Annotated in this window: 17 protein-coding genes and 1 tRNA gene; 9 read left to right on the top strand and 9 right to left on the bottom strand. The window is 53.8% G+C overall.

Translation table 11 applies throughout. The features are described from left to right. Positions 1–55: 55 nt before the first annotated feature. The 4 genes from NeNHUV3_RS02355 to NeNHUV3_RS02340 all read right to left on the bottom strand — a co-directional run bounded on the left by NeNHUV3_RS02355 (position 56) and on the right by NeNHUV3_RS02340 (position 3,562). Complete coding sequence (locus tag NeNHUV3_RS02355; RefSeq protein WP_391482230.1) at positions 56–1,264, bottom strand: NADP-dependent isocitrate dehydrogenase; 1,209 nt, start codon at positions 1,262–1,264, stop codon at positions 56–58. A 129-nt stretch (positions 1,265–1,393) separates the two neighbouring features. Further along, the gene (locus tag NeNHUV3_RS02350) at positions 1,394–2,590 is read right to left on the bottom strand and encodes an HD domain-containing protein (protein WP_391482229.1); all 1,197 of its coding nucleotides are present in this window, start codon (positions 2,588–2,590) and stop codon (positions 1,394–1,396) included. Further along, positions 2,587–2,829: a hypothetical protein gene (locus NeNHUV3_RS02345; RefSeq protein WP_391482227.1), complete on the bottom strand. Its 243-nt coding sequence runs from the start codon at positions 2,827–2,829 to the stop codon at positions 2,587–2,589. Before NeNHUV3_RS02345 ends, NeNHUV3_RS02350 begins: the two co-directional genes overlap by 4 nt. 79 nt (positions 2,830–2,908) lie before the next feature. Then, positions 2,909–3,562 (bottom strand): alpha/beta hydrolase, encoded by a 654-nt coding sequence (locus NeNHUV3_RS02340; protein WP_048597666.1) that lies wholly within the window; start codon positions 3,560–3,562, stop codon positions 2,909–2,911. Positions 3,563–3,771: 209 nt separating this feature from the next. On the opposite strand from NeNHUV3_RS02340, the gene NeNHUV3_RS02335 reads away from it, so the two are divergent. From NeNHUV3_RS02335 to NeNHUV3_RS02295, 9 genes are all read left to right on the top strand, one after another. Then, positions 3,772–4,230 (top strand): Rrf2 family transcriptional regulator, encoded by a 459-nt coding sequence (locus tag NeNHUV3_RS02335; protein ID WP_048597665.1) that lies wholly within the window; start codon positions 3,772–3,774, stop codon positions 4,228–4,230. Between the two features lie 3 nt (positions 4,231–4,233). Continuing rightward, positions 4,234–5,280, top strand: coding sequence for a cysteine desulfurase family protein (locus tag NeNHUV3_RS02330; protein ID WP_391482225.1), 1,047 nt, complete (start codon positions 4,234–4,236; stop codon positions 5,278–5,280). A gap of 70 nt (positions 5,281–5,350) precedes the next feature. After that, positions 5,351–6,856 (top strand): Fe-S cluster assembly protein SufB, encoded by a 1,506-nt coding sequence (gene sufB, locus NeNHUV3_RS02325; protein WP_048597663.1) that lies wholly within the window; start codon positions 5,351–5,353, stop codon positions 6,854–6,856. Positions 6,857–6,995: 139 nt separating this feature from the next. Then, entirely contained in the window at positions 6,996–7,754 is a 759-nt protein-coding gene (gene sufC / locus NeNHUV3_RS02320) for a Fe-S cluster assembly ATPase SufC (RefSeq protein WP_391482223.1), read from the top strand. Position 7,755: 1 nt separating this feature from the next. Next, positions 7,756–9,045 (top strand): SufD family Fe-S cluster assembly protein, encoded by a 1,290-nt coding sequence (locus NeNHUV3_RS02315; protein WP_391482222.1) that lies wholly within the window; start codon positions 7,756–7,758, stop codon positions 9,043–9,045. A gap of 52 nt (positions 9,046–9,097) precedes the next feature. Beyond that, positions 9,098–9,532, top strand: coding sequence for a hypothetical protein (locus tag NeNHUV3_RS02310; protein ID WP_391482220.1), 435 nt, complete (start codon positions 9,098–9,100; stop codon positions 9,530–9,532). Further along, positions 9,529–10,110, top strand: a complete 582-nt coding sequence (locus tag NeNHUV3_RS02305; RefSeq protein ID WP_341245691.1) for a YIP1 family protein — start codon at positions 9,529–9,531, stop codon at positions 10,108–10,110. Before NeNHUV3_RS02310 ends, NeNHUV3_RS02305 begins: the two co-directional genes overlap by 4 nt. A gap of 27 nt (positions 10,111–10,137) precedes the next feature. Further along, positions 10,138–11,358, top strand: coding sequence for a cysteine desulfurase (locus NeNHUV3_RS02300; RefSeq protein ID WP_391482218.1), 1,221 nt, complete (start codon positions 10,138–10,140; stop codon positions 11,356–11,358). Positions 11,359–11,431: 73 nt separating this feature from the next. Continuing rightward, positions 11,432–11,508: transfer RNA gene (locus tag NeNHUV3_RS02295), tRNA-Arg, on the top strand. 780 nt (positions 11,509–12,288) lie between these two features. On the opposite strand, the gene NeNHUV3_RS02290 is transcribed toward NeNHUV3_RS02295, so the two are convergent. From NeNHUV3_RS02290 to NeNHUV3_RS02270, 5 genes are all read right to left on the bottom strand, one after another. Next, on the bottom strand, positions 12,289–13,323 hold the full coding sequence (locus tag NeNHUV3_RS02290) for an Ldh family oxidoreductase (RefSeq protein WP_391482216.1): 1,035 nt from the start codon (positions 13,321–13,323) through the stop codon (positions 12,289–12,291). A gap of 31 nt (positions 13,324–13,354) precedes the next feature. After that, positions 13,355–14,611, bottom strand: a complete 1,257-nt coding sequence (locus tag NeNHUV3_RS02285) for an NAD(P)/FAD-dependent oxidoreductase (protein ID WP_391482214.1) — start codon at positions 14,609–14,611, stop codon at positions 13,355–13,357. Between the two features lie 154 nt (positions 14,612–14,765). Continuing rightward, entirely contained in the window at positions 14,766–15,980 is a 1,215-nt protein-coding gene (locus tag NeNHUV3_RS02280; RefSeq protein WP_391482213.1) for an ABC transporter permease, read from the bottom strand. A gap of 3 nt (positions 15,981–15,983) precedes the next feature. Beyond that, on the bottom strand, positions 15,984–17,651 hold the full coding sequence (locus NeNHUV3_RS02275; RefSeq protein ID WP_391482211.1) for an ABC transporter permease: 1,668 nt from the start codon (positions 17,649–17,651) through the stop codon (positions 15,984–15,986). 124 nt (positions 17,652–17,775) lie between these two features. Further along, complete coding sequence (locus NeNHUV3_RS02270) at positions 17,776–18,891, bottom strand: extracellular solute-binding protein (RefSeq protein WP_334065885.1); 1,116 nt, start codon at positions 18,889–18,891, stop codon at positions 17,776–17,778. Between the last annotated feature and the right edge of the window lie 62 nt (positions 18,892–18,953).

Raw genomic sequence — 18,953 nt, 5'->3', positions numbered from 1 at the left:
CAAAAAGAGGGCCCCCACCGCCGCGCATGACATTGGCAACGGTGAGGGAAGGCATTTACATGGCCGCGTTGAGGTTTTGGTCGATCTTTTCCAAGAACCCTTCTGTGGTCAGCCAGCTTTGATCCGGACCAACCAGCAGCGCCAAATCTTTGGTCATGAAGCCGGATTCAACCGTGTCCACGATTACTTTTTCGAGCGTCTCAACAAACTTCATAAGTTCCGCGTTATTGTCGAGTTTCGCACGGTGCTTCAGACCACCTGTCCACGCATAGATAGAAGCGATCGAGTTGGTCGATGTTGCTTCGCCTTTCTGGTGCTGACGGAAGTGGCGCGTGACGGTGCCGTGTGCGGCCTCTGCCTCAACGATTTTGCCGTCCGGCGTCATCAATTGGCTCGTCATCAACCCGAGCGAGCCGAAACCCTGAGCGACTGTGTCAGATTGTACATCGCCGTCGTAGTTTTTGCAGGCCCACACGAACTTGCCTGACCATTTCATCGCGGAAGCGACCATGTCGTCGATCAAACGGTGCTCATACCAGATGCCTGCCTCTTTGAATTTTTCGGCAAACTCTGCGTCAAAGACTTCTTGGAACAAGTCCTTAAAGCGGCCGTCATAGGCTTTCAGAATTGTATTTTTAGTCGACAGATACACAGGCCATCCAAGGCTCAGCCCGTAGTTGAACGACGCCCGCGCAAAATCAATTATTGAGGCATCAAGGTTATACATGCCCATGGCCACACCCGCAGAGGGGCTGTCGTAGACATCTTTTTCGATCACTGTGCCGTCTTCGCCCACAAACTTCATGGTCAGCTTGCCAGGGCCGGGCATCAGGAAGTCTGTTGCTTTGTACTGATCGCCAAACGCGTGGCGGCCAATCACGATGGGGTCCGTCCAGCCCGGCACAAGGCGGGGCACATTTGAGCAAATGATCGGCGCGCGGAACACAACGCCACCCAGAATATTCCGGATCGTCCCATTGGGCGAGCGCCACATCTTTTTGAGGCCAAATTCCTCGACACGTTGCTCATCTGGGGTGATCGTTGCGCATTTGACGCCGACGCCGTATTTCTTGATGGCTTCTGCTGCATCAATGGTGATTTGGTCATTGGTCTCGTCACGTACTTCCATGCCCAGATCGTAGTATTTCAGATCAAGATCGAGATACGGCAGGATCAGCTTCTTCTTGATGAAGTCCCAGATAATGCGTGTCATTTCATCGCCGTCGAGTTCAACGACGGGGTTCTCTACCTTAATTTTTGTCATGATTGGGCCCTTTGCAATTTGGCTGGCTCGTGAATCAACGGGTGTTTCAGGCTTTGGTTAGCGCAAAAACTTTTCCAACGAAAGCATAGTATGCAATTGTATACTAATAAAGAGTGAAGCAACTTCGCGCTAAGTATTATTGGCAAACCATAGATCAATTTCAGGCTTTATCGCATTCCAAAGGGCGGGAAAGCCGCGTTTGATTTTTGCAGCTACACGGGCCTCAAGCTGTTCGCGCGTGACGTGATAGGTTGGCCAAGTTCCACCGTGTTGTGCAAGATTGGCCAAGACGGGCTGTGCGCGGTCAATGGATTTAGCGAAGATCGCGTTGGGGCTTTCGGCGGCTTCAAATTCTTGCCATAGCGCAGTCAGCTTAGCGCCTTCCTTGTGAGGCAGAAGGCCAAAAATTCGTGTAGCGGCGGCTTGTTCCTGGCTTTCGATTTCAGCGGCGTCAAAGCTACCGTGGATGGGGGTGTCGCCAACGTCCACTTCAACAATATCATGGATAAGCAACATCTTGATGATTGTCGCGGCCTGCGTATCTGCAGAAAGATCTGTGGCGTGACCTGACAAGATCAGCCCGAACATGGCGAGATGCCAGCTGTGCTCGCCCGAGTTTTCCTGCCGTGGGTCGCTCAAAATGGGGGTGGCGCGTAGGACTTGTTTCAGCGCGTCTGTTTGATGGATGAATGCAGTAATGTCGGCCAGTGGCCCTGTTGCAGTTTGGTTGTGGTGCAACGCATCCAGCAAATCATACGCAGCTGGCCAAGTTTGCTTGAGGCGCGCGGCGCGGCCCGTTGCAAGGTTATCAACGCCGATTTGGATATGGTCATCACTGGCGCGTGCGCCCGTCATGACCATCAGTTCGGGATGCAGGTGATCGCAACTTCGTGCAAAAACCGCTGTGTCAGATGTGCCAGCATCAAATTCGCGCCACAGTGTATGAAGTGCGGCGCCTTGTGCGGCTGGCAAAAGTCCGAAAAGGCGGGTGGCAGCTGCTTCTTCTTTGGCGGCAATTGCGGCGTTGTCGTGATGCAAATGAATTGGATGGTCGCCTGCGTCGATCTCAACAATGTCGTGGATCAACAGCATTGCGATCGCGCGGTCAACGTCGACCGGTTTGGGGAAGTAGGGGGCTGCGACCAGTGCAAGAAGTGCTACGTGCCAACTGTGCTCGGCGGTATTTTCAGGGCGCGCATTGGTGGTCAAAAGGTTGTTGCGGTTTATCTGCTTCAGCCGGTCAATTTCGCGCAGGAACGTCAATTGCTGATCAAGATCATGGGGCGTGTTCGGCGCAGGAACTGGCCAGTGGGCGGTATCGGTCATGTGTGTGGGTTGGTATCCGTGGAAGCGCGGTGGGCGCGCAAAGTTTCAACAAGAAACGCGCGGGCTTTTTCAGCTGCCATTTTCGTACGCACGTTGGTCAGAAAGGCTTCCTCAAGAGTTTGCGAGGAGGCGCCCAACACAGATGCGACCTGAATAAAAAGCCGTTCGTCGCCAATTTCTTTTTGGACGGCGATACACTCGGCTGCCAACTCAGAAGCCATCTTTTGAAGATCGTCCATGGGCGGTTCCTTAGGGCGGAAAGATCATACTGGTAACGATACATGAAAAGGCACAGCCTTTGAAAGCTGCGCCTGATGTTTAGCGTGTGTTTTCGGTTAAACGACGTTGGACGTAGCTGGTCGTTGTATCGATCAGTGTATCCATGTGGTCTTCTTCAAAGAAGTGACCAGCGCCCGGAACCTCATCATGAGTGATGGTGATGCCTTTTTGTTCGTGCAGCTTATTCACGAGGTTCACGGTGTCGGCGGGTGGTGCGACACGGTCGTTTGAACCATTGATGATCAGGCCAGATGACGGGCAGGGCGCCAAGAACGAGAAGTCGTACATATTGGCGGGCGGTGAGACCGAGATGAAGCCAGTGATTTCAGGGCGGCGCATCAACAGTTGCATGCCGATCCACGCGCCAAACGAAAAGCCAGCGACCCAGCAGTGTTTGGAGTTGTTGTTCATCGACTGCAGGTAATCCAGTGCAGATGCCGCATCTGACAGCTCGCCGACCCCTTGGTCATATTCACCTTGGCTGCGTCCTACGCCGCGGAAGTTAAACCGCAAGACCGTGAAGCCCATGTTATAAAATGCGTAGTGTAAGTTGTAGACGACCTTGTTGTTCATCGTGCCGCCGAATTGCGGGTGTGGATGAAGAACGATAGCAATAGGCGCGTCTTTTTCTTTCTGGGGGTGGTAACGACCTTCGAGGCGGCCTTCGGGGCCAGGGAAAATGACTTCGGGCATAGGGGTCCCTTAATGTGGCTGCGCCGCGGGGCTGCGTGCGCTTCGGACGATATCTGTTCGCGGTTCACTCAGTGCGGGGTGCGTATTGACGCCGCCGGTTGAGAACTTTAGAACGGTTCTAAGTTGTGTCTGATCTGGCGTAGGCCAAGCAGGTCTTATCGACCTATGCGCAAACGGTTAGATCGTCAATCAATTGGGAATATTTTGCCATGAAATTAAGCACTAAGGGGCGCTATGCGATGGTTGCTCTGGCGGATTTGGCACTACAACCGGCGGATCAGCTGACGTCTCTTGGTGAAATTGCCAAGCGGCAGGATATCTCGATGCCTTATCTGGAGCAGTTATTTGTGAAGTTGCGGCGCGCAGAACTGGTAAGTTCCGTGCGCGGGCCGGGTGGGGGCTACCGGTTGGGGCGCGCGGCGTCTGAAATTCGTGTGGTGGATATTCTTGCGGCGGTTGATGAAACAGTAAACGCGCTACACACAGGTGCGGGTGCCTCTGGTGGGTTGTCTGGCAGTCGCGCGCAGAGCATGACCAATCGGTTGTGGGAGGGGCTGAGCGCGCACGTCTATGTGTTTTTGCACCAAACGCGGCTCAGTGATGTTGTGGGCAACGGGCTTGCGCCGTGTCCGGCGGTGCCAAACCTGTTTGAAGTTGTGGACGACTAAGCTGTGATTGGTCCGCGTACATATCTTGATTACAATGCCACGGCCCCTTTGCGTCCCGAAGCGCGCGCTGCGATGATTGCTGCGATGGATGCGGTTGGTAATCCATCGAGTGTTCATAGCGAGGGACGCGCAGCTAAAGCGATTGTAGAGCGCGCCCGCCAGCAGATCAGTGATGCACTTGGTGCAGCGGGCAGCGATATTGTCTTTACGTCGTCTGCCACAGAAAGCGCAGCACTTGCGCTTGCAGGGCGGGATTTGCACGCAGCACCGATTGAGCATGACGCAGTTGCGGCTTGGGTCACGCCGGATTTACCCCTGAAAGAGGGGCAGGTTCAGTTGTCTGACGCAGGGCAATCATGTGTCCAGATTGCCAATTCTGAAACTGGTGTGATCCAAAAATTGCCATCTGGTCTTGCGGTGAGCGATTTGACCCAAGGGTTCGGGAAGCTGCCGCTTGCCTTTGACTGGACGGGCATCCGAATGGGGCTGGTATCCGGTCACAAACTTGGTGGTCCCAAAGGCGTAGGCGCAGTGGTGTTTCCGCAAGGAACTGATCTGCAGGCGCAAATTAAGGGCGGCGGCCAAGAAATGGGGCGGCGGTCTGGTACCGAAAACGTAATCGGGATCGCTGGTTTCGGGGCTGCGGCCGAGGCAGCAGTGCGTGATTTGGCTGACGGTGTTTGGGAGCGGATCGCAGAACTTAGAATTATTCTAGAAAACTCCCTTGCGTCCGGTGCTAACCAGACTATTTGTGTCGGGAAAGGTCTTGAACGGCTGCCGAATACGAGTTGCTTCATTACGTCCGGTTGGAAGGGTGAGACGCAAGTCATGGCGATGGATCTTGCTGGGTTTGCGGTTTCTGCCGGTAGTGCGTGCAGCAGTGGTAAGGTCCGCGCCAGCGGTGTGTTGCAGGCGATGGGCTACTCAGAGACCGAGGCAAGCTCAGCGATCCGTGTGTCGCTCGGGCCGGAGACAACGGAAGATCAGGTGCTGCGGTTTGTGCAGGCATGGTTGAAAGCAGAACAAAAGTGGCGCGCACGCGCCGCATGAACGACGAAAGCCCCGCCGGGGCGCGCTGAAAAACAGAGTGCCAAACGGGGCCATAGGAAGGGAAATCGAGATGAGCTTGGATGTGGAAGTCAAAGACGGCGTCGATCAGGAAACTGTGGATGCAGTCAAAGAGCTGTCGGGGACGTATAAATACGGCTGGAACACGGATATCGAGATGGAATACGCGCCCAAGGGCGTAAACACCGATATCGTAAAGCTGATCTCTGAAAAGAACGAAGAGCCCGAGTGGATGACCGAGTGGCGTCTGCAGGCCTTTGAGCGGTGGGAAAAGATGACCGAGCCAGAGTGGGCGATGGTGAGCTATCCCAAAATCGATTTTCAGGACCAGTACTATTATGCGCGTCCGAAAAGCATGGTGGAAAAGCCCAAGTCACTTGATGAGGTCGATCCCAAGCTGTTGGCGACATACGAAAAACTGGGAATTCCGCTGAAGGAACAGGCGTTGCTCGCTGGTGTAGAAGCGCCGGAAGAAGAGCGTAAAGTGGCCGTGGATGCGGTGTTTGACAGTGTTTCTGTTGGCACAACATTTAAGGATGAGCTTGCCAAAGCTGGTGTGATTTTTTGCTCCATTTCGGAGGCCATTCGTGAGCACCCCGAGTTGGTTAAGAAGTACCTCGGTTCTGTCGTGCCGGTCAGTGACAACTACTACGCGACGCTGAATTCTGCAGTGTTCTCGGATGGGTCGTTTGTTTACGTGCCGCCAGGTGTGCGTTGCCCGATGGAGCTTAGCACTTATTTCCGGATCAATGCCGAAAACACAGGGCAGTTTGAGCGCACACTGATCATCGCCGACAAAGGCTCATACGTATCTTACTTGGAAGGGTGCACGGCGCCACAACGTGACACAGCGCAGTTGCACGCTGCCGTTGTTGAGATCGTCATCGAAGAAGACGCGGAAGTAAAATACTCGACCGTTCAGAACTGGTACCCCGGTGATGAAGACGGCAAAGGCGGCATCTACAACTTTGTGACCAAGCGCGCCGATTGTCGTGGCGACCGTGCAAAAGTGATGTGGACGCAGGTCGAGACTGGCTCTGCGGTGACTTGGAAATACCCAAGCTGCATCTTGCGCGGCAACGATACGCAAGGTGAGTTCTACTCAATTGCGATTGCCAACAATATGCAGCAGGCCGACACCGGTACAAAGATGGTGCACTTGGGCAAGAACACAAAGTCACGGATCGTGTCGAAAGGGATCAGCGCGGGCAAAGCGCAGAATACGTATCGTGGTTTGGTTTCAATGCACCCCAAAGCGAAGAATTCGCGCAACTATACCCAATGTGACAGCCTACTGATCGGCGATAAATGCGGTGCTCACACGGTGCCCTATATCGAGGTGAAGAACAACTCGAGCCGTGTTGAGCACGAAGCGACTACATCAAAAGTCGATGATGAGCAGCTCTTTTACTGCCGCCAGCGCGGTATGGACGAGGAAGAGGCGGTTGCACTGGTCGTGAATGGTTTCTGTAAGGAAGTGCTTCAGGCGCTGCCCATGGAATTTGCGATGGAAGCACAGGCGCTTGTTGCCATTTCACTTGAAGGGTCGGTTGGATAACCTGCACTTTGCTCTGAATTAATTTGGTAGACATCGATCTGCTAAACACATGAATACAAAGGCTTACGGTTCGCAGTTAAAGTAAAAAATTGAGTTTGCTTTAACTGAACCGGTCAGCCGCATACGAAGGACACTACCGATGCTAGAGATCAAGAACCTGCACGTAAAACTGGAAGACGAAGACAAGCAAATCCTAAAAGGCGTTGATCTGTCTTTGGAAGCGGGCAAAGTGCACGCGATTATGGGGCCAAACGGGTCTGGTAAATCGACACTGTCGTATGTGCTTTCTGGCAAGGACGGTTACGAGGTCACGGACGGTTCAGCGCATTTGCAGGACGAAGATGTGCTCGATATGGAACCCGAAGAGCGTGCCGCGGCTGGTCTGTTTTTGGCGTTTCAATACCCTGTGGAAATTCCAGGTGTTGGGAACATGACGTTTCTGCGCACAGCGGTGAACGCACAGCGCAAAGCACGCGGTGAGGAAGAACTTTCTGCAGGTGATTTCCTGAAGGTTGTGCGCGAGAAAGCCAAAACGCTCAAAATTGACGCAGAGATGCTGAAGCGTCCTGTTAATGTGGGCTTTTCTGGTGGTGAGAAAAAGCGCAACGAGATTTTGCAAATGGCAATGCTCGAGCCAAAGATGTGCATCCTTGATGAGACTGACTCTGGTCTTGACGTTGATGCGATGAAACTTGTGTCGGAAGGCGTGAATGCGCTGCGTGACGCAGGGCGCACGTTCTTGGTGATTACGCACTACCAACGCCTGCTCGATCACATCAAACCTGACGTTGTGCATATCATGGCAAACGGTCGAATTGTGAAAACAGGTGGCCCAGAGCTGGCGCTTGAAGTTGAGCAAAACGGCTACGCCGATATCTTGGCTGAAGAGGTGGCCTGAGATGGGATTGCCTGACATTAAAACAAACCTGACTGATGCGCGCCTTGCTGCGCAGCCAGTGCCGCAAAGCGGTGCATGGCTTGCCGCGGCGCGTGATGACGCCTTGGCGCGGCTCCGTGCAATGGGGCTGCCGACCAAGCGTGATGAGTATTGGAAATACACTGACCCAAGCACGTTGACCGAAGCGGTAGCCCAAAGCGCAGACGTATTTGACGCAGCGGACGAAGCGCCCCTTTATGACAGTATCGACCGGCTAATGTTGGTGTTCGTCGATGGTGTTTTTGATGCGGATGCCTCTGACGACATGGCGCTTGAGGGTGTTACGATTGAGCGGCTTGCTGATGCGGGTGCTGCGGATATCCATTGGGCAAAAGACCTATATGGTGTTTTGGAAGCAAAAGGTCAGTCGCCAGTTGAGCGTCCGCTTGCGGCCTTGAACTCGGCCATGGCAACTGACGGCGTTTTGATCCACGTGACTGGCACGCCAAGCAAACCGATCAGCCTGATTTACCGTCATGCCGATGCAACAAGCGACGCGACCCTGCACCACGTGATTAAGGTTGATGCAGGTGCGGAAGTCACTGTGCTTGAAAACGGTCCAGCTGCTGCGCGTTTTAACAAATGCATGGAAGTCGATATTGCTGACACTGGCGTGTTTCACCACATCCGCGCGCAAGGACGTGATCATGAGCGCCGTGCGGTGACGCATATCTTTGGCCGCTTGGGCAAAGAGTCTGTCTTTAAATCCTTCACCATGACCGCCAACGGTGTGCTGACCCGCAACGAAGTTGTGCTTGAGCTGACTGGTGACGATGCACAGGCATCTGTTGCTGGCGCGTGCATGGGCGACGGTGCGTTTCACCACGATGATACGGTTTTCATCACCCACGACGCGGTCAACTGTGAAAGCCGTCAGGTGTTCAAGAAAGTGCTGCGGAACGGCGCGGTCGGCGTTTTCCAAGGTAAAATTCTGGTTCAGCCTGATGCGCAAAAAACAGATGGCTATCAGATTAGCCAATCTCTTTTGCTTGATGATGACAGCCAGTTCCTGGCCAAGCCAGAGCTTGAAATTTACGCCGATGATGTTGCTTGCTCGCATGGATCGACATCAGGTGCCATCAACGAAGAAGCCTTGTTTTATCTGCGCTCGCGCGGCGTAGAGAAGGGCACAGCTGAAGATCTTTTGGTGCTATCATTTTTGGCAGAAGCAATCGAAGAGATCGAGAGTGACGAAATCTCGGAAGACATCTTGGCCCGTCTCGAAGCGTGGCTGATGCGTCGTCGCGGCTAAGGTGTCGGTTAGCTCTGATATTGTGGCGACGTACCGTGGGCCTGGAAAGGTAATGCGACGCTTGCTGACGGCTGGTCAACGTGAGGATCGGGCCCTCGCCATTTTGATGGCGGGGTGTTTGCTGATGTTCGTCTCAAGTCTGCCGCGTCTTGCGCGTGAGCAGTTTGAGCAGGGCGGCGACCTTACGCAAATGTTGACCTATGAGTTTGTCAGCTGGATGCTGTTTTGGCCGCTGCTATTCTATATTTTCGCCGGTTTGATCCACGTGGTGACACGCCCATTTACGAAGTTGGGGACATTTTTCACCACACGGCTCGCGGTGTTCTGGAGCTTCTTTGCAGCAACCCCCCTCGCGCTTTTGAACGGCCTCACCGCTGGTTTTGTGGGCGAAGGGCAGGCGCTTGTGTCAGTTGGCGTTCTGTGGCTGGCTATGTTTTTGTGGTTTTTCATTGGTTCGCTGCGCGCAACCTTTCAGGTTCCATCATGAGCGGCTTTCCCGATATCGCCACGCTCTTTCGTGTGACATTGCGTGACCCGAAAGAGGGAGCCTTTGCAGCCCTTTCTTTGCCAATTCCGCGTGAGGCTGCCATGCCGATCGTGTTGCTGGTATCGATCTTGTCCACGCTTTTGGCTTTGATCATTCAGTTTGTGGCCCCACAACAGCTTCCAAGCGGGATGGAGGAAATAGCACGCCCAGAACCTTGGTTACTTGCAGTGCGTCAGTTCGGCCAGTTGATGGTGCTGATTTGTGCGATCTACTTTGGCGGGCGTATTTTAGACGGGCGCGGCGGCTTTAAGGACGTTGCGGTCGTGCTGTCATGGCTGCAAATTTACTCAATACCTTTCCAACTGACGGTCGTTTTGTCGGCGGTATTTGCCCCTCAGTTGGGCGCTGTTCTGTTTATGGGGGTGGGTGCCTATCTGATCTATGTCATGGTGGGCTTCATCGACATCGTGCATGAACTTGGCTCAATGTGGAAAGCGACAAAATTGCTGATCTTAGTACTTGTTGCGCTGGCCCTTGGCTTCAGCCTTCTATTAACCCTATTCGCCACTGGCGCGTAAGCCGCCGGTAAAAGGAGAGACCCCGAGATGTATAATGTAGCTGAAGTGCGCAAAGATTTCCCGATCCTGTCGCGTGAAGTGAATGGCAAACCGTTGGTTTATCTCGACAATGGGGCCTCTGCGCAAAAGCCGCAGGTGGTCATTGATGCTGTGACCAAAGGCTATGCGGAAGAATACGCCAACGTACACCGCGGGCTGCATTATCTGTCGAATCTTGCAACGGACAAATACGAAGCGGTGCGGGGAAAAGTAGCGAAGTTTCTTAACGCGCCATCAGAAGACGAGATTGTGTTAACCAGTGGCACGACTGAAGGCATTAACCTTGTTGCGTATGGCTGGGCGATGCCGCGTATGGAAGCGGGTGACGAAATTGTTTTGAGTGTGATGGAGCACCATGCCAATATTGTGCCGTGGCATTTCTTGCGCGAACGTCAGGGTGTTGTTCTAAAGTGGGTCGATGTTGACGCCAACGGCGCCCTTGATCCCCAAGCGGTGATCGATGCGATTGGCCCAAAAACTAAGCTTGTCGCAATATCCCATCTTTCCAATGTTCTAGGCACCAAAGTTGATGTGAAATCTATCACCGAGGCTGCGCACGCAAAAGGCGCTGCAGTGCTGGTAGATGGTAGTCAAGCGGCTGTGCATGGGCCCGTCGATGTGGCCGATATTGACTGTGATTTTTACTGTGTGACGGGGCACAAGCTTTATGGTCCGTCAGGGTCTGGTGCGAATTACATCAAGATGGATCGGATGAAAGAGATGCGGCCGTTTATTGGTGGTGGCGACATGATCCGCGAGGTTCACCGCGATAGTGTGACATGGAACGCGCCCCCGATGAAATTTGAAGCGGGCACTCCTGGCATCGTTCAGACGATCGGCTTTGGTGTGGCGTTGGATTATATAATGGAGCTCGGTATGGAAAATATCGCGGCCCATGAAGAAAAGCTGCGCGACTATACGTGGGCCAAGCTGAAGGGGCTGAATTGGTTAAATATTCAAGGGCAAACCCCTGATAAGGCTGCTATTTTCAGTTTCACAATTGATGGCGCTGCCCACGCGCACGATATTTCGACTGTGCTTGATAAAAAGGGCGTGGCCGTACGTGCGGGGCATCACTGCGCGCAACCATTGATGGAGCACATGGGCGTTCCGGCGACCTGTCGTGCATCTTTTGGTCTCTACAATACCGAGGCTGAGGTCGATGCGCTTGTTGATGCACTTGAGCTTTGTCACGATTTATTTGCCTGATCCTGTGTAAAGCCGCAGTTTGATCAATATCGGCGTTGCGAGGAAAGCTGCGCACAGGTATAGAGTTTCAAAAGGTCCTTTAGCTCAGCTGGATAGAGCGCTGCCCTCCGAAGGCAGAGGCCAGAGGTTCGAATCCTCTAAGGACCGCCACTCTTAAAAAAATCATTGTTTTTATTGGACTATTCGGCGTTTTGTCCAACTTGATTGAGCGAGTTGGAACAAAATCTGACGTAATGACCCGTATCAAGGCGCCGACTTTGTTTTGTGAGCGTAGCGAGATTTTGCGAAATCTCGCTTTTTTTCCTGAACGGGGTTTTCGATCGCTAATTTGGATTAATTCATGGGATGTTAACGATTGTAACGAGTAAAACGAGGAATGGTTTCACGACTAAATCGACAACACTTGCAGCAGTAGCAACTATCGGATTTGCGACCCCAGCGTTTTCCGATCCGAGTATCGGTTTTGGACTTTACTTTTCGTTCGGTGGTAATGGTGTCGTAACCAGCCTCGGTGTACGTGGATTTACTGATAACGAAGAAGACAAAGTGGCTGGTAGCCTAGGTCTGGACTACGTTTTGGTGAGAACCGCGTGCGGCCAACGGTTGGTGTCGCTTACCTAGGTAGTAGCAACTACATCGGCCTTGATGTGGGCTTTGGTAGTGGACAGGTCGAATTCGGTTTAGGTGCTGGTGTGGTTGATACTGCTGCTGATGTTATGCCATCGCCGATAATTACAGAGATTCCGCTCTCATAACGCTCCTTACGCGCTTGATCTGCAGCGGTTGAGGCCGCTGCAGGCATCCTATTACCGCGCAAGTCTAGTGAATCTTTCCATTGATGCTGGTATTGAGCGCGCTGATTAAAAGATCGGCGTAGAGGGAAATCTTGGCCTGTACTATTACTCGCCTGCCCGCGGGCGCTATAACCAATTAACCATCTAACGCACCAAGCCCACGTGCGGCAAAAGCTTCAAGCCGAGTAATCTCCGTCTTACTCAGCAATACGCCGTGTGTTTCGGCCATTTTGCGTGCCGCGTAGCGTCGCTCGGAAGGCAGTCTCGCGCCTTGGTCTGTCATTGCGTTGATCAGCACCTCGCCCTCTGCCACCGGATCGCGCCCACTGCTGTGGGCAAACCTAGCCGGATCAAAAGCAATGATAAGCGCACCGTGGCGGGGCAGCGGGCCGCCTTCAGCAAAATCAAGTGCCTCTTTACTCATGAATTCGCCCAACATCGCCCCTGCCATAAGTTCGATCATCGATGAGATCGCAGAGCCTTTGTGCGCGCCAAATGGCAGCATGGCGCCTGCCAGTCCTTCGGCGGCGTCAGTTGTGGGGGTGCCGTCAGGGGCAATTGCCCATCCTTCCGGAATAGGTTCTCCGGCGATACGGCGCATTTCCATGTCCCCTCTTGCGGCAACGCTTGTTGCGAAATCGAACACGTAAGGATGAGCACCTTTGCGGGGGTAGCCAAACGCAAATGGATTGGTTCCAAAGAGCGGCGTGGTCCCCCCAGAGGGTGCCACAAAGGCATAGCTTGGACACATAGAAATGACCGCAAGGCCAGCTCGTGCAAGGTCTTCTACTTCATACCAAAGCGCCGAAAAGTGCAGGGCGTCGCGGATTACCAAACTGGCCATACCAAGCTCTTTAGCTCGTTCAATCAGTGTGGCGCGGCCAGTGTCATAGGCAGGGCAGGAAAAGCCGCCCGCTGCATCCACTTCGATGATTGCTTTGCCACTGTTTTTCAAAACAGGCACGGCCGTGGGGTTGGCCTTACCTGAAGCAACTGACCGCAAGCACCCCTCAATCCGGTAGATGCCATGAGACTTACAGTTGTCCCGCTCACCGGCCACAATTACGCCCGTCACGCTTCGGGCTGTTTCTGGCCGTACACCGCTTTTGGCGAAAGCCGCGTATACCTGCTCGCGCAGCGTGTCGATCGAGATATATGTATCTGTGGTCATATTCGGGTCTCCGGTATCGGGCGCGGTGCGTCTAAGCGGGCCTATTGGAAATAAAGCTGCGGTTTGGCCTAAAGGGTGAAATGTCGATATTTGGTTGCCGACCTTCGATTAAATCCGCAACAATCCGGCCGGTGATGCCGCCAAGTGTCAAGCCAAGGTGTTGGTGCCCGAACGCGTGAATGATCCGCTCAGATGCAGCACTTTGGCCGATAACGGGCAGGGCGTCTGGCATTGTCGGGCGTAGCCCCATCCATTCACTTTCTGGGGCCGGAAGATCGTGGAACATCTCGCCCACGCGGCGGCGTAGATAGGCAGTCCGGTTTGTGCTGGCAGTTCTGTGTTTACCTGTGATTTCGACAGTTCCTGCAATCCGCAGACCTTGGGCCATGGGACTGGCGTAAAAGCCGCCCTCGGCCCAACCGACAGGGCGGCTAACGCGATTTCCTTCAGTCCCGTAGATCAAGTGATAGCCGCGCTCAGTACCCAAAGGCAGGTGTTTGGTGTCAGTGCCTTCAATCTCGTTTGACAGTGCACCTGCGGCCACCACGAGCCTGCCCACTTCTACGCCGCCATTTTCTAAATCCAACACAACACTTTTTGGGCCAGCGTTGGAGCGGATGAGTTTCTGGGCAACTGTTTGCCCACCCAGCGATGTGAAACGCGCATGCATTCGGCGGATCAATTCTTGAGGGTCGTGAATGCGCCGCGCTGTAGGGTAGAAAACAGCACGCGTGATGGGCAACGCAAGGTTCGGCTCAAGAGTGCGGGCCTCTGCCTCGGATAGGTCCTCAAGGGTCACACCAAATGCTTGCCGTTTTGTCAGGGACGCGCTGGCCTCATCCGCGGCCTTGTTCGTGGACCATATCGACAGCTGACCAGAGTTGACGACCAGATCTTCTGCGCCTGCTTCCGCAATAAGCGGGTTAAGCCCTGCGTCCGCATGGGCCAAAAGTTCAGCCAAATGCTGAGCGATTTCACTGGATCGCTTGTCAGTACAATTGGCGAGAAACGACAGCATCCATTTCGGGTTTCGCAGCGCATGGGCGTAGGAAATAGAAAGCGGGCTGTTTGGGCTGAACAAAAGCGCAGGCAGGTTTTTAAAAACCGAAGGGTCATTAACGGGCATGCAGGCGTAGGTTGCAAGGGTACAGGCGTTGCCAAAACTTGCCCCTGAACCGGGTTGATTGGGATCGATCAGAACAGTTTTGTGCCCGCGCAATTGGGACCAAAGTGCGGTGCTGACACCGACAATTCCCGCCCCCACAATTCCAACGTCATAGTCGCTCATCGCGCGCGCTCCTGATGTGTCTGAACCAAGTCGTAGCAGCGGGGGTTTCGTTGGGCAACTGATCTGAAACGCTGGTCACGGGCTGCAGGTTGCCGCCAAAAAAAGAGGGACCTATTGCCCCTCTTTTGATGATCTTTAAATTGTGGCCGATCTCTTAGCTGGGGGACAACCCGCGCAAGCGTTCCGAGCGGCGGCGCAGCAATTCCACAGTGGTCAGCAACAAAATCGAGAACGTCACAAGGATCGTTGCTGCGGCTAGGATGGTTGGGCTGATTTGTTCACGAAGGCCCGTAAACATTTGCCATGGCAGTGTTTGTTGTTGTGCGGAGCCTACGAAAAGCACCACGACGACCTCGTCAAACGACGTGATAAAGGCAAACAGCCCACCTGAAATGACACCGGGCAATATAAGCGGCATCTGAACGCGGAAAAAGGTGGTCACTGGGTTTGCGCCCATGTTTGCGGCCGCGCGCGTCAGGGAGTTGTCAAAGCCCACAAGCGTGGCAGTCACGGTGATGATGACGAACGGAACACCCAGAACTGAGTGTGCCAAGATGACTTTGACGTAACCCACAAACGATTGATTAAGGCCGAGGTTCGCTTCCAACCAGTTCCCGAGGGGGGCGTAGAAAAAGAACATGCCAGTTGCAGAAATGATCAACGGCACAATCATCGGCGAGATCATGATCGCCATGATCGCTTGGCGGAAGGGCACATGTGACTGTGATAAACCGATGGCCGCCAGAGTGCCAAGCGTGACAGAGATCAATGTCGCAATGGGCGCGATGATAAGCGAGTTCTTAAGCGGCACCATCCATTCATCGGTCCCAAGGAAATCGCGGTAGTGTTTGAGCGAGTAGCCAGCAGGATCAAACGACAGCATTTCAGGCGTAAACGTGAAAAAGTCCTGCGCATTAAACGACAGCCAAATAACTGGCAGCAGCGGGGCGATCAGAAAGAAAAACACCAACCCGCAGATGAACAGGAATGTGTTGTACCACAGCGTTTGCGCAGCGGTGTAGTAAACGGGCACGGACCGGCGATAGGCACCAGTGTGTAGCCAGTAGAAAAACCAACTGATGACCGCTCCGAGTAATGCGCCCGCAACCGCACCGCCAAGTGCGCCAACGCTGAAACCAGCGACGGCGACAAATGCGATGGTGGCTGATCTGCCCATTGTGCGCGGGACAGCGAACTGTCCAAGCAGTGCTGCTAAGATAAACCCAAAGACAGCGCCTATGGCCAGTCCCACCAAGGGGGTGCCAAATGCATTACCGACAACAAACGCAATCGCAGCAGCTAGTGCGGCCGTGCAGGGTGCTGTGAATGTCATCAGTTTCGGGCGCGGTGCCTGTGCAAGAATAGCCATAAATCAGCCCCCCAGTTTCACGTTATCGATGCCCACGATCCGGTCGTAGAGCCAGTAGAGCACCATCACCAGCGCTAATAAAATTGAGCCAAGCGCCGCTGCCAGCCCCCAGTTGAGTGAGCTAGAAATGTGGTAGGCAATACGGTTTGAGATCAGCACGCCATCTGTGCCGCCCACAATTTCAGGCGTGATGTAATAACCGATCGCCAAGATAAACACGAGGATTGAGCCAGCACCGATGCCTGGTACAGATTGTGGGAAATACACGCGACGAAACGCAGTAAAGTTCGTCGCGCCAAGGCTTTTTGCTGCACGTAAATAACTGGGCGGGATCGTCTTCATCACTGAGTAAAGCGGCAAAATCATGAAGGGCAACAGGATGTGCGTCATGGCGATGACTGTGCCGGTGGCGTTGTTCATCAAGATTAAGCGGTTTGCATCATCAACAAAGCCAAGCCAGACAAGGATTTCGTTGATCACACCTTGCTGTTGCAGCAGTACTTTCCAAGCGGATGTCCGCACCAAAAGTGATGTCCAAAAGGGCAGCAGCACCAAGATCATCAACACGTTAGCGGTCCGCATCGGCAGGTTCGCCAACAGCCACGCAACCGGATAGCCAAGGATGATGCAGCTTGCTGTAATGACCAGAGACATCCAAAGTGTGCGTTTGAAAAGCGTGATATATATCTGTTGGTTCTCGGGGCGCATCTCAGCGCTTTCGACACCTTTTTTCATGTCGACCGCGTTCAAGAAATAACCAGAGGTGTAGTTGGGGCTGTAGATTTTGATCGCTTCCCAGACCTCTGGAGCAAGCCAATCTTCGTCCATTTCCGCAAAGGCGTCTTTGAACATCGTGTTTGGCATTTGATCCAGATTAGCTGTCAGTAGCTGTAGGTCGGCCGCGTGGGGGCCGGTGTAGGCATTGACCGCGCGGACAGTGGCGTCGCTGCGCAAATCAAGGCCCAGGCCTGCGTAAACCGCTTCCCATGGGTCGCGTTTTGAGATGTCCTTGCCGTCTTCGATGGCCTCATAAATCGCCCAGTCCGCGTAGGCGGCGGTGGTGAGGGGAAGCATCTGGGCAATTTCGTCTGAAATAGTGATGCCAACATCACCTGTGAAAGGCTCCTCGACGAGCGAGGCCCAAAGCGCGCGGCGTTCTTCCAATACGGTGTTGGAGCTGGTTCCTGACATCATCGCAAACCATGTCTCGCCGTCTTTTAGGGCGGGTGCGATATCTTCGATTGGGTCCTGCCAAAGCTCGCCCACATCATCAAGCTTACGCCCCGATGTGCGGAAAAGCGACGACGTGCCGGTTTGTTCATAGTTAAGTCGCGTGCCAAGTTTTGTGTGCTCCTTGGCTTCTGCGGCTTTGAAAAGGTCGAAGTAAAGGGCTTGGTATACGGCCTCATCGGGGGCGTCGCTTGTGGCGCTGTCCCACTGCTGAAGCAGCTCTACCGCTTGGGGCATCGTGCTTGAGACGATCTGGTTTTCAACTGACCGGAACAACATCGTGGCAATCGGTACGATGAAGGTGATCACAACGAACAGCAAAAGCGGTGCAATCAGCGCAAGTGCGCGGAGTTTCTGACGTCGAAGTGCGCGCGCAAGGCTCGTTTTAAGTGGCGTTCCATCCGCCGCGAGCATTTGGCCGGAAGATGTCATATCGCTCATGTGGACCCCGTCGGTACAGTTGTTGGTGCAGTCTTGAATTTGGTGTCCGGCATATTTGTCGTGCCGGTTATCATTGGACGGGAAGGGGCCCCAAAGCCCCCTCCCAATGTGTTAAGCGTAATGCTTACTGTGCAAGCCACGCTTGGAATTTCGCGTCGATGTCGTCGCGGTAGTCCGCCCAGAACTCGTAGTTATACAAGAATGTGTTCTGTGCGTTTGCCGGGTCTGTTGGCATGTGCTGTGCCATGTCGATACCCAGTGTTGCGTGCTGACCAACCAGTGGTGCAGATGACAAACGTGCAGGGCCGTACGAGATATATTTCGCTTGGTCCGCAAGACGCTGTGTGTCTGTTGCAAAGTAGATGAAGTCTTTGGCACGGGCTAAACGCTCATCTGACAGACCTTCTGGAATGATCCAGCCGTCAAGGTCAAACACCTGCGCGTCCCACATCATGCCAATCGGCTGGTCTTGCTCTTCGATCGCTGCGAACAGACGGCCGTTATATGTTGAGCCGATGAACACTTCGCCATCTGCCAACAGCTGCGGTGTGTCTGCACCTGCGGACCACCAGATCACGTTGTCTTTGATTGTGCCGAGCTTGGCCAACGCACGTTCTTGACCTTCTTCAGTTTCCAGAACGTCGTATACGTCTTCTTTGGCAACTCCGTCACACAGAAGGGCCCATTCAACGTTGTTGATCGGACGCTTCTCAAGTGAGCGCATGCCTGGATATGTATCGATGTCGAACACGTCACAGATGTCGTTTGGCGGCTCTACACCGGCTGGCACCATGTCCGTGCGGTAGCCAAATGTTGTTGAGTAGACGATCTGCGGGATGAAACAGTCGCCAACCATCAGGTCACCGAAATCATCTGCTGCAGATGTGCCGTCTGGTGCTGGCGCAAGATCTTCGTCCGCGTCAATTTCAAGTGCGAGGCCTTCGTCGCACAGACGCAACGCGTCAGATGCCACAACGTCCACCACATCCCATGTGATGTTGCCTGCTTCGTTCATAGCGCGAAGTTTAGCCACCGCTTCGGCAGAACTTTCGTCCCACGTCACAGAGACGCCTTCGTTCATGGCGACATACGGATCAGCGTAAGCGTTGATTTGGCTTTGCTGATATGCGCCGCCCCAGCTTACAAGGGTCATGTCGTTGGCCATTTCGCCATCTGCGGATGCTGTGCCTGCCATTAGAGCTAGAACAGATACCGCTGAAACAATATTCTTAATTTGCATGGTAACTCCCAGTGTAGTCTCGCGATTTATCTTAAGCGGGTCACGAGTTAGCCCGAACGCCT

This window comes from Nereida sp. NH-UV-3 (genome assembly GCF_042939535.1).
Taxonomy (GTDB): domain Bacteria; phylum Pseudomonadota; class Alphaproteobacteria; order Rhodobacterales; family Rhodobacteraceae; genus Nereida; species Nereida ignava.
Note: the sequence above shows the minus strand (reverse complement) of the source record. Positions and strands in the feature narration are given on the sequence as shown.